Annotated in this window: 10 protein-coding genes; 1 reads left to right on the top strand and 9 read right to left on the bottom strand. The window is 62.4% G+C overall.

The features are described 5' to 3' along the window. Window positions 1-58: 58 nt before the first annotated feature. From hfq to ccsA, 9 genes are all read right to left on the bottom strand, one after another. Entirely contained in the window at window positions 59-310 is a 252-nt protein-coding gene (gene hfq / locus ACE3OA_RS18215) for an RNA chaperone Hfq (RefSeq protein WP_298684627.1), read from the bottom strand. Window positions 311-497: 187 nt separating this feature from the next. Further along, window positions 498-1,148 carry an HAD family hydrolase gene (locus tag ACE3OA_RS18210; RefSeq protein WP_374313373.1) on the bottom strand — a complete coding sequence of 217 codons (651 nt, stop codon included), beginning with the start codon at window positions 1,146-1,148 and terminating at the stop codon, window positions 498-500. Next, the gene (locus ACE3OA_RS18205) at window positions 1,145-2,008 is read right to left on the bottom strand and encodes a D-amino-acid transaminase (RefSeq protein ID WP_374313371.1); all 864 of its coding nucleotides are present in this window, start codon (window positions 2,006-2,008) and stop codon (window positions 1,145-1,147) included. The genes ACE3OA_RS18210 and ACE3OA_RS18205 overlap by 4 nt, the downstream gene beginning before the upstream one ends. Window positions 2,009-2,036: 28 nt before the next feature. Beyond that, window positions 2,037-3,443 (bottom strand): sigma-54-dependent transcriptional regulator, encoded by a 1,407-nt coding sequence (locus tag ACE3OA_RS18200; RefSeq protein WP_374313369.1) that lies wholly within the window; start codon window positions 3,441-3,443, stop codon window positions 2,037-2,039. A gap of 16 nt (window positions 3,444-3,459) precedes the next feature. Next, entirely contained in the window at window positions 3,460-5,775 is a 2,316-nt protein-coding gene (locus ACE3OA_RS18195; protein ID WP_374313367.1) for an ATP-binding protein, read from the bottom strand. Between the two features lie 3 nt (window positions 5,776-5,778). After that, entirely contained in the window at window positions 5,779-7,224 is a 1,446-nt protein-coding gene (gene ntrC, locus ACE3OA_RS18190) for a nitrogen regulation protein NR(I) (RefSeq protein WP_374313365.1), read from the bottom strand. Between the two features lie 4 nt (window positions 7,225-7,228). Beyond that, window positions 7,229-8,374 (bottom strand): nitrogen regulation protein NR(II), encoded by a 1,146-nt coding sequence (locus tag ACE3OA_RS18185; protein ID WP_374313363.1) that lies wholly within the window; start codon window positions 8,372-8,374, stop codon window positions 7,229-7,231. Continuing rightward, on the bottom strand, window positions 8,371-9,357 hold the full coding sequence (gene dusB, locus ACE3OA_RS18180) for a tRNA dihydrouridine synthase DusB (protein WP_374313361.1): 987 nt from the start codon (window positions 9,355-9,357) through the stop codon (window positions 8,371-8,373). The genes ACE3OA_RS18185 and dusB overlap by 4 nt, the downstream gene beginning before the upstream one ends. A 93-nt stretch (window positions 9,358-9,450) precedes the next feature. Next, window positions 9,451-10,248, bottom strand: coding sequence for a cytochrome c biogenesis protein CcsA (gene ccsA, locus ACE3OA_RS18175; protein WP_374313359.1), 798 nt, complete (start codon window positions 10,246-10,248; stop codon window positions 9,451-9,453). A gap of 100 nt (window positions 10,249-10,348) precedes the next feature. On the opposite strand from ccsA, the gene ACE3OA_RS18170 reads away from it, so the two are divergent. Next, complete coding sequence (locus tag ACE3OA_RS18170; protein WP_374313591.1) at window positions 10,349-11,521, top strand: bifunctional 2-C-methyl-D-erythritol 4-phosphate cytidylyltransferase/2-C-methyl-D-erythritol 2,4-cyclodiphosphate synthase; 1,173 nt, start codon at window positions 10,349-10,351, stop codon at window positions 11,519-11,521. Window position 11,522: the final 1 nt, after the last annotated feature.

Below are 11,522 nucleotides of genomic sequence, written 5' to 3'. Positions count from 1 at the left end.
CCCGCCGGTCTGTTCGGTGGTTGCCGTCAATTTCCTACTTTCGTGGGTAAAAACCCGATCAAGCTTCGTCGCCCTCTTTCACGGGCTCGAACAGCTGGATGGGTGTTCCCGGCATGATGGTCGAAATCGCGTGCTTGTAGACCAGCTGGACATGGGAGTCGCGGCGCAGCAGCACGGAGAAATTGTCGAACCATGTGACGATGCCCTGCAACTTCACGCCGTTGACCAGGAAGATCGTGACCGGGATCTTGTTCTTGCGAATATTGTTGAGGAAGACGTCCTGGACGCTTTGTGATTTTTCGTTTGCCATCGTCCTATCCTTTTCTCATTGGGCCCGTTTTGAGCCGTTTCATTATTTTTCGCTTGTCCATGCCCGCGATGGAACGGAGCGCTCCCGCCCAGCCATGGCCCTGACCTTCAGCGCTTGGTTAACACAGAACTTGACAGAATGAAACTTCTGTCGGTGAAAACGCGTGTCGGCGGCGCCAGGAATCGGGCTAGAAAGCCGCCAGAACCGCCTGAAGTCCTGACAGAGCAGGAAAATAGTGCTGCGGGGCCGCCTCGCCGAACTCGCCGGCATGGGGTGGCTGCGGGCGCACCAGGACCGGCACGCAACCGTTGCTATGCGCGCAAATCAGATCGATATCGGTATCGCCGATGAACCAGACATGGGGCCCCGGCTGCCATTTGCCGGGATCCAGCGCCAATTGCACATGCTCACGCGCGGGCTTGTCCCGGGCAGCATCCCCGGCCCCGGCGAGGGCCGTAAAATACCGGTCCCATCCGAGATGCGCCGCCTCCTGGCGCAGATAGGGCCCGCGCTTGTTGCTGACGACGCCAAGATAGAAGCCGGCTTCGGCCGCCCAAGCCAGGAGATCGCCGGCACCGGGGAGCGGCTGCAGTTCGAGGAGATGGAGCCGCTCGAAGGCGTCATAGAAAATCTTCTCGGCTTCCTTCCAGCGATCGCCGAAAAGGCCGGGGAAGCTGTCGCGCAAGGAGGCGCGGATGCGGTTCTCGGCATCCGAACGCGACCAGCGCGGATGGCCCATGGCTTCCAAGGTCGTGTTCATGGCGGCGTGAATGACGCCCCAGGAATCGACCAGGGTATTATCCCAATCGAACAGCAGGACGCTCGGTTTGGCGCTCATGATGCGGCCTTGATCTGGCGCGTTACGTTGTCGAGATAGATGGCGCGCAATTGCTGGGTGACCGACCCGGGCTTGCCGGTACCGATCTTCTTGCCGTCGATGCTGGTGACGGGGAGGACGAAGGCCGATGACGAGGTGAGAAACGCCTCGTCGGCCGCCAGGGCCTCAGCGAGGGTGAAACTGCGTTCGACCAGCTTGATGCCTGTGTTCCGGGCCAGATCCAGCAGCGACAGGCGGGTGATGCCACCCAGAATGTCGTGGGTCCTGGGGGCCGTGATGACGGCGCCATCCTTGACGATCCACGCATTGGTGGAGGAACCTTCGCTCACCACGCCAGCCGCGTCGACCAGCCAGGCCTCGAAGGCCTTGGCTTCAAAGGCCGCCTGCTTGGCGAGGATATTGGGCAAGAGTGAGATCGATTTGATGTCGCGGCGCGGCCAGCGCAGATCCGGCTGGCTGGAAACGGGGACGCCATCGCGCAGCACCGCCTCGGAAGGTGCCGGCATGCGCTTGGTGGTGATGACGAGGGCGCTCTTCGCTGTCGCCGGAAATTTGTGATCGCGGGGAGCGACACCGCGCGTCACCTGGAAATAGACGAGGCCCCGCTGCAGCCCGTTCTTCGCCACCAGTTCGCGCAGGATCAGCCGCAGCACGGGCCGGGTCACCGGCCAGGCAATCTTCAATTCGCCCAGAGAATAGCCGAGACGGTCGAGATGCGGTTCCTCGTCGACCAGCACGCCGTCGATGACCGGCACCACCTCATAGACGCCATCAGCGAACTGGTAGCCCCTGTCCTCGACATGGACCATGGCTTGGGCATGCGGCACATAGCGACCGTTGACATAGGCGAGACGGCCCATTTTCAGGAATTCCTCATGGATGCTTGCTTTACGCGCCTTCCGGCTTCAGGCCGCCTTCGCGTTCATTGGTATTGATGCCGAGCGAGCGCAGCTTGCGATGCAGCGCCGATCGTTCCATGCCGACGAAATGCGCGGTGCGCGAAATGTTGCCGCCGAAACGGGCCACTTGGCTTTCCAGATAGCGCCGTTCAAAAATCTCGCGCGCCTCGCGCAGCGGCAGCGACATCACTTCGGTACCTTCGGCCAGCGAGGCCGGGGCAATGGAGACGGAGCCGATATCGGGCGGCAGCATGTCGGCGCGGATCGGCTCGTCCGGGGTACCCCCGGTCATGATCAGAATCCAGTCGATGACATTGCGCAGCTGGCGGACATTGCCTGGCCATTCATAGGCCTGAAGCACGGCGACGGCGTCTTCGGCGAGGCGCCGCGCCGGCAGCCCGGTCTGCTCCGAGGCGCGGGCCATGAAAAAATCGAGCAGATCGACGATATCGTCGCGGCGCTCCTTCAAGGGTGGTAGGCGCATGGGCACGACGTTGAGCCGGTAGAAGAGATCCTGGCGGAAGCGGCCGGCGGTCATCTCCGCCTGCAGGTCGCGGGCGGTGGCGGCGATGACGCGGACATCCACCTCGACCCGGATCTTGCCGCCGACGCGTTCGAAGGTCTGTTCTTGCAGCACGCGCAGGATCTTGCCCTGGGTCTCCAGCGGCATGTCGGCCACTTCGTCGAGCAGCAGGGTGCCGCCATGGGCCTGTTCGAGGAAGCCGATCTTGGCCGCGCCCTCGCCATCCCGCTCGAGGCCGAAAAGCTCGCTCTCCAGCCGGTCGGGATGCATGGTGGCACAATTGAGCACGACGAATGGCCCGCCGGCACGTTTCGATCGCCGGTGAAGGAGGCGCGCCGCCACTTCCTTGCCGCTGCCCGGCGGACCGGAAAAGAGCACGCGGCTGCCCGTCGGGGCGACCCGCTCGATCGCCAGGCGTAGTTGCAGGATGGCCTGGGAGGAGCCGATGAGCTCCCCCTCCCCGCCAGCGCGGTGCTTCAGTTCCTCGACCTCGCGCCGCAGCCGGGCGGCTTCGAGTGCCCGTTCGATCGTCAGCAGCAGGCGGTCCGATTTGAAGGGCTTTTCGATGAAATCGTAGGCGCCGTGCTTGATGGCGGTGACGGCGGTCTCGATATTGCCGTGACCGCTGATCATGATGACCGGGACGTCCGGGAATTCGACTTTGAGCACCTCGAGCAGGCCCATGCCGTCGAGAGCGGAATTGTTGAGCCAGATGTCGAGGATGATGAGATTGGGCCGACGGCTGCGCAGTTGTGCGAGCGCCGCGTCGCTGTCAGCCGCTTCGCGCGTCTGGAAGCCTTCGTCGCCGAGGATGCCGCTGATCAGCAGGCGAATGTCCGCTTCGTCATCGACGATCAGAATGTCGCGCGCCATGCGTTACTGCCTCGTACTATCTGCTGGCGATCTGCAGGCCGGGCGCCGGTGCGGCACTCGTGGATCCCTGCACGTGCGGCACGTTGAGGGGGAAGCTCAAAGTCACAACCGCCCCGCCGCCGGGGCGATCCGCCAATGACAAACGACCACCGTGATCCTCCATGATCTTCTTGACGATGGCGAGGCCCAGCCCGGTCCCCTTGCTGCGCGTCGTCACATAGGGTTCGGTCAAGCGTTCGCGTCCTTCCTTCGGCAATCCCTTACCGTTGTCGGCCACGCTGAGCAGCAGCGCATCGTCCTCACGTCTTATCCATAAATGGATATGCCCTGGCGTCAAGAGTTCTTCCGCCGCGCGCATGCGCCCTTCCTCGAGGCGTCCCTCAATGGCATCCGCGGCGTTTTGCAGCAGGTTAGTCAGGGCGCGGTTGAACTGGCTCGAGTCGCATTGGATCGTCACGGGGATTTCCGGCAGGTCGAGCGAATAGTCGATCGCCGGGTGCGCGCTTTGCTGCAGGAAAACCAGTTCCTTGGCCAGAGCCACCGGGCTTTCCAGATTGAGCACCGGCGCCGGCATGCGGGCAAAGGCGGAGAATTCGTCGACCATGCGACCGATATCGCCGACCTGGCGGATGATCGTATCTGTGCAGACGTTGAACGTCTCCGGGTCGTCGGAGATCTGTTTCAGATATTTGCGCTTGAGCCGCTCGGCCGACAGCTGGATCGGGGTCAGCGGATTCTTGATCTCGTGGGCGATACGGCGGGCGATATCTGACCAGGCCGCCTTGCGCTGCGCCGACAGCAGCTCAGTGACATCGTCAAAGGTCACGACGAGGCGCATATGCTCGTCCTGGCCGCGCTCGGAAACGATGCGGACATGGAACGTGCTCGTTGCCCCATTGCGGTTCAGGGAAATCTGACCATCGGCGGTGCCGGAATTCCGCTGCTGGGCCTGGATGAGAAGTTCAGCCATTTCCGGCACCAAATCGGCGATCGGCTGGCCGATGCCCTGGTCGAGATCTTGGCCAAGCAAGGTCGAAGCGGACCGGTTGGCAAAATCGACGATGCCGGTTTCCGTGACGCCTATGACGCCGGCCGAGACGCCGGACAGGATGAGGCCCGTCAGCCGGCTGCGGTCATTCAGGTCCCGGTTGGCGGAAATGAGCGCCGCCTGCTGGCTCTGCAGTTGCGAGACCATGACGTTGAAGGTGCGACTCAGCGCTGCCAGTTCGTCGTCGCGGGAGCCCACCTTGACGCGCGCCGACAGGTCGCCGCCACCCACCTTCTGTGCAGCTACCGCCAGGCGCGAAAGCGGCTTTACCAGCTTGCTCGCGGAAACGATGGCGTACCAAACGGCGCCAAGCAGCATGAGCAATGCCAGAACCGCATAGATGACGCCGACCGTGATCTGTAGTGTCGAGCGGTCACGCTCGAGGTAGCGATAGAGACGGACCGCATCTTCATTGCCACGTACGGCGCTTAAGACCCGGTCATCAATCAGGCGGCCGGTATAGAGATAGAGTCCGGCCAGGGGGTCCAGCAGGATCAGAGCCCGCACCCGGTCGCCGGTCGGCATCAGCAGGATCGCGGTTTCGCCCCGGTCGGCCTTGTCGAAGACATCCTCGGGAATATCGAGGCTGAATTCCATCATGACGCTGAAGCTTGAGCGTGCCACCACCTGCAGCCGGCGGTCGATGACGATCCCCTCGGAAAGACCGCGCAAGTTGAGCTGGCGGTCCAGGATTGCCTGAAACCGGTCGGCGTTGCCGATTTCAGCGAGGCCGCTGAGCTGGATTTCCGTGGCGATTGCCGAGGTGTCATCGCCAATACGCTGCTGGGATTCGGCCAGATAGGATTGGGCGACGTTCAGTGAGCTTTCGACGGCATTCTTGATGCGGTCGGAAAACCACGTATTTAGGCCATAATTGAGGAAGGCCACTGAGAAGATCGAGACGACGATGGTGGGGATCACCGCAATGAGGGCGAACATGACCACCATGCGCGCGTGCAACCGCGCACCGGCAAGGCCCTTGCGCCGCCCCATCCACAGCAGGACGGCGCGCCGCGCAATGATGGTGGCTAATGACAAGGCAACGACCAGATCGCCGGTCAACAGCCATGTGACGGTCCGGACCGGCTCTTCCGTGTCCCAGACATCTGTCAGCGCAAAATAAGTGAGCAGTCCAAGACCGGACCCTGCCAGCATCAGGAAGATCGCGAACAGGCGTTCAAAGCCGATTTCTATTGCCCAATGCTTCAGCGCGCGGCTCCGCCAGGCGGTGCCGACCTTCTTGCTCCTGTAAGTCGGATTGCTGTCGGGATCTGGCGACGTCACGGCCTAGCGGCTCCCGCGAGTCGGTTGCAACTCCAGCTCCTTCAGCTTCTTGCGCAAAGTGTTGCGGTTGAGGCCAAGGAGATCGGCGGCGCGGATCTGATTGCCACGTGTCGCTTCCATCGAAATCGACAGCAATGGCCGTTCGATCTCATGAAGAATCCGGTCGTAAAGGCCACGCGCCGGCAAGGCGCCTTCATGCGCGTCAAAATAGGCACGCAGATGGCGCTCGACCGATTGCCCAAGCGTTTCGTCACTGGCACGGGCGCCAACATTGGCGGCTTGTTCCTGTGCTTTCAACTGCTCGGTCACGATGCGGGCGTCAATTGCCGGTTCGCTATAAAGGACAGCAATACGCCGCATCAGGTTTTCGAGTTCCCGCACGTTGCCGGGCCAACGGTGGCGCTTCAGCAGTGTCTGCGCTTCCGGATCGAGCGTCTTCAGGGGCAGGCCTTCGGCGGCAATCATTTCCAGAAAGTGTCGCGCCAGGTCCGGGATATCTTCGGCCCGGTCGCGCAATGGCGGCAGAGTGATCGGAACGACGTTGAGGCGGTAATAGAGATCTTCGCGGAAGCGGCCCTGCTGGATCAACTGGCGCAGGTCGCGGTGGGTCGCCGCTACAATGCGGACGTCGGCCCGGATCGGCGTGCGCCCGCCGACCGGCGTGAATTCGCCAGATTGCAGCACGCGCAGGAGCCGGGTCTGTGCCTCGAGCGGCATGTCCCCGATCTCATCCAGGAACAGGGTACCGCCGGAGGCCGCTTCGAATTTGCCGATCCCGCGCTGAATGGCGCCTGTGAAGGCGCCCTTTTCGTGGCCAAACAGTTCGCTTTCGATAAGTTCGCGCGGGATGGCCGCCATGTTGACGGCGATGAAGGGCCGGTCGCGACGGCGGCCGAAATCATGGAGCGCCCTGGCCACCAATTCCTTGCCGGTGCCGGACTCGCCATGGATCAGCGCTGTCATGTCGGTGCCAACGAGACGGGCTACGACACGGTAGATCTCCTGCATCGCGGCCGAGCGGCCGATGATGGGGAGCTTGTCTTCCTTGACTGAACTAGCTGCCGGACTGGCAACGCTGTCATTACGGGGACGAGTCAAGGCACGGTCGACAGCGGCGGTAAGGGCACCTAGGTCGAATGGTTTGGGCAGATATTCGAACGCCCCACGCTCGGTCGCCTTGATGGCGGTGAGGATAGTGTTCTGGGCACTCATGACGATGATCGGGATGTCCGGTCGTTCCGCCTTGATGCGTGGTACGAGATCGAGACCATCGCCGTCGGGCATCATGACGTCGGTGATAATGACATCGCCCTCTCCGCCCTTAACCCATTGCCAAAGGGTTGCTGCGTTGGCGGCCGTTTTGACCAGATGGCCACGTTCGGCCAGCGCCTGGCTCAGCACCATTCGGATGGCGCGGTCATCGTCGGCGATGAGGACGGTTTTGCTCATGAGTTCACGCGTCTCCACGGCCATCGGCGATCGGCAAAATGACCGAAAATGTCGTGCGACCGGGCTGGCTGTCGCAGTCGATCAAGCCGCCATGGTCGGTGACGATCTTGGCTACCAGAGCGAGGCCGAGCCCTTTGCCGCCGGCCTTGCCGCTGACGAAGGGCTCGAAGAGTTGCGCTTTCAGGGCTTCGGGCACACCGGTACCATTGTCTTGCACTGTAATGACGAGGCCAAGGCGTCGACGCGATGCCGTACCGGGCTCGCTGACAGAAAGGCCTGGACGATACCGGGTGTTGAGGGTGATCACGCCCCCACTGGCCGGCGCGGCCTCCGCAGCGTTCTTGAACAAGTTGAGGAAGACCTGGATCAGTTGATCGCGATTGCCGAGCACCGGCGGCAGCGACGGGTCGTATTCCTCGCGGAAAGCTACGTCGCGGGCGAATCCTGCCTGCGCCAGGCGACGCACATGCTCGAGCACCTCGTGGATGTTGACCGGCTGCATCGCGGCGGGACGTGAGTCCGTGAAGACTTCGAGGCCATTCACCATTCCCACGATACGGTCGGTCTCTTCGCAGATAAGCTGGGTCAATTGACGATCACCGGCCGAGACCTTGGATTCGAGCAATTGGGCCGCCCCGCGAATGCCCGAGAGCGGGTTCTTCACTTCATGCGCCAGCATGGCGGCAATCGCCTTGGCCGAACGCGCAGCGTCGCGGCTGACGGCCTGTTGCGCCAGTCGCCATTCCAGCCCGCGATCCTGCAGCAGCAACGCGATATGGCCGCTCGGCTGATTGAGCATGGCGACGTCGACCGCGGCATGTTCGATGGTGAGGCGCGGCCCGGAAAGCGACATGTCGGATTCGCCCACAGCACTGGCGCCGGCACGCGCCGCGTCGATCAGCGCGAAGAGCGGGGAATCCGCAGCGACATGCTCGCTAAGCGGCTTGGCGATCAACTGCGCCCGGCTGAGCCCGAGCAAGGCTTCGGCGGCGGCGTTGACGCTGGTGACGTGATTTTCGGCATCAAGTGCGATGATGGCCAGCGGCAGGGCTTCGAGCAGGGCCAAAGCGTCCGGCAGTTTGGCAATGCTACGCGTGCCGGGCGCCAGGGCCAGCTTGGGGATGACGGCAGCGGGGGCTGCGCGGTTCATGCGGCCTGCCGATCGAGCTGCGGTTCGTAAAACTCTCGAATTGCAGCCTTGACCAATTCCGGCGTTTCCAGCGTATTGATCCGTACGCGGAATTCGGCCGACCCCGTCAGTCCCTTGGAATACCAGGCGACATGCTTGCGCGCGATTTTGAGACCGGTATCGCGGCCATAATGCTCGATCATCGCCTCGTAATGACCGAGCAGCAGTTCATATTGCCGCCAAAGCGGCGGATCCTGCAGGCGATCGCCCGTCTTCAAATACTTGATCACCTGATTGGGAAACCAAGGACGGCCATAGGCGCCGCGGCCGATCATGACGCCATCGGCGCCGCTCAGAGTGAGCGCTTCCTTGGCCTTTTCAATCGTCGTGATGTCGCCATTGACAATGACGGGAATCGATACGGCTTCCTTGACCTTGCGGATGAAAGCCCAGTCGGCTTCACCGGCATACATCTGGCAACGCGTACGACCGTGGACGGTGATCATCTTGATGCCGCTGTTCTCGGCGACACGCGCTAAGCTCGGCGCATTGAGATTGGTCGAATCCCAACCCATGCGCATCTTCAAGGTAACGGGCAGGTCGACCGCCTTGACCGTTGCCTCGAGAATCTTCCCGGCATGCACTTCGTCGCGCATCAGCGCGGAGCCGGCATGGCCATTCACGACCTTCTTCACGGGGCAGCCGAAATTGATGTCGATGATGGCGGCGCCCCGGTCGGCATTGAGCTTGGCAGCCTCGCCCATAACTCTGGGTTCGCAGCCGGCCAGCTGGACCGACATCGGTGCTTCCTCGGCGCAGTTGGTCACCATTTTCATGGTCTGCCGCGTTTGGCGGATCATGGCTTCGCTGGCAATCATCTCGGAGACGACCAGCCCTGCCCCTTCCTGCTTCACCAGGCGGCGGAAGGGCATGTCGGTAACGCCCGACATCGGCGCCAGGATGACGGGGTCCTCAATCTTGATGGGACCGATTTGAATGCTCATTTTTCGGGCAACCAAGTTCAATGCCTATTTCTTAGGCGATTTCTACCGTTATCTCTCGCAATTGCAACAGAAAAGGCTGGTGGACGCAGAAAATCAGGTGAGCAGCACATCCTTGACGAACTTCACCCCGGAATACCCCAGAGTGAGCAGGAGATAGCCCGCGAGAACCCACCGGGCTGCCCGCCTGCCCCGCATGCCGGTCAGGCGATGCGTCACCAGCAGAACAACCAGCACGACAAAGGCCAGAAGGGACAAAAGGACCTTGTGACTGAGGACCGGCAGCGCCCCGGTCTCCATGAAAGTGTTGGCAAAGCCGCTGGCCAGGGCGGCCGCCATGAAAATCGCAGCCCAAAGCAACAGCTTGATTTGCAATTCTTCGGCGACCATCAGTGGCGGTAAAGCGCGCTCCGACCAGCCGGATTGCCGACGCTTCAAGGCCCGTTCCTGAATAAGGACGGCGCTACCGGCGATGGCTCCAAGGGTGAGTACACCGTAGCTGGCAATGGCCAGGACGACATGTGCCCGGAACCAGCCCGCTGAGGCAATCACCGGCGTGGGTTCGCTGAAAGACGCAAAGAGAAGGGCCAGCAATGCCAGGACCAGCAGATAGGGCAGCAGGAGGGCCGCGAGCTTGAAGGCCTCGGCATTGACCAGATTGAGGGCGGCAAAGGCGATGAGCGTCACAGCACAACTGGCCCAGAGATTGGCCGAGAGGCCCGCTTCCCAGCCATTGGCCATGGATTGACCGAAGACCCCGCCGCTGCCGGCGATGGCGGCAGCCAGGAACAGCCAGAACTGGAGGTTACGCTGCAGCTTGGCAGTAACGGCCAGGAGGGCCAATGGCAGCAGCGTGAGAAGGCCGGCGATTTGTAGATTCAGGGGGCTCGACATGGCGCGCATTATGGTGAGGTGCCGCCCCCTTGGCAAACCAGATCGGATGGCCTAGAGAGCCATCATGTCACATTCACGGAATCCCCAGAAATCCCCGGCCGTGCCTCGGGTCATTGCCCTTATCGTCGCTGCCGGCAGCGGTACCCGCATGGGCAAGGACATGCCCAAGCAATACCTGCCGCTGGGCGGCAAGACGGTGCTGCGTCATAGCCTGGAAACATTTCGACGCCATCCGCGCATCAGCGCCGTCCGGGTCGTCATCAACGACGCCCTGCGCGATCTATATGACGCTTCCGTCGTTGGACTGGATCTGCTGGCGCCCGTCGCCGGCGGTCAGCGCCGTCAGGATTCGGTCAGGCTGGGGCTGGAAAGCCTTGTCGCCGAACGACCGGACCTGGTGTTGATCCATGACGCCGCCCGCCCCTTCATCGACGATGCCACGATCGACCGCACCATTGAGACACTAGGTCTCCATGACGGCGCGCTCGTCGCCGTGCCGGTGGTCGATACGCTCAAGCGCGAGACGGTCGCGGCGGGTGTCACCTTCAGTGGCGCCACGGTGGACCGCAGCGGCCTTTGGCGCGCACAGACACCGCAGGGCTTCCGCTTCGCCCCGCTGCTGGCGGCACACCGGCAGGCTGCGGCCGGCCCGGAGATGACCGACGATGCGGCGGTGGCCGAAGCGGCTGGCATGAAGGTTGTGCTGGTGACAGGGCACGAAAACAATTTCAAGATCACGGCTCCGGCCGACCTCGAACGCGCGGAGCGCTTGATGAGTGAGCAGATGGAATACCGGACCGGCAATGGTTTCGACGTGCATCGGTTGATTGCCGGTGATGGTGTCATCATGTGCGGGGTGACCATCCCCTATCACCAGAAACTCGAAGGCCATTCCGATGCGGATGTTGGCATGCACGCTTTGACGGATGCCATTCTTGGTGCCATCGGTGCCGGCGATATCGGCCAGCATTTTCCACCCTCGGATCCGCAATGGCGTGGTGCCGCTTCATGGAAGTTCCTCGCCCATGCCGCTAGGCTGGTGGCCGATAAGGGCGGTCGCATTGCGCATTGCGACGTAACCCTCATCTGCGAGAAGCCCAAGGTCGGGCCACACCGGGCGGCGATGCAGGCAAAGCTCGCCGAAATACTGGGGATCGCGCCGGACCGGGTCAGCGTCAAGGCGACGACGACTGAACAATTGGGCTTCACCGGCCGCGGCGAAGGCATTGCCGCACAGGCGACAGCGACCGTCGCCTTGCCGATCAAGGCGTAAG

It is taken from the genome of Dongia sp. (assembly GCF_041906375.1).
Taxonomy (GTDB): Bacteria; Pseudomonadota; Alphaproteobacteria; order Dongiales; family Dongiaceae; genus Dongia.
The sequence above is the reverse complement of the archived record's forward strand: the minus strand, read 5'-3'. Positions and strand labels throughout refer to the sequence as shown.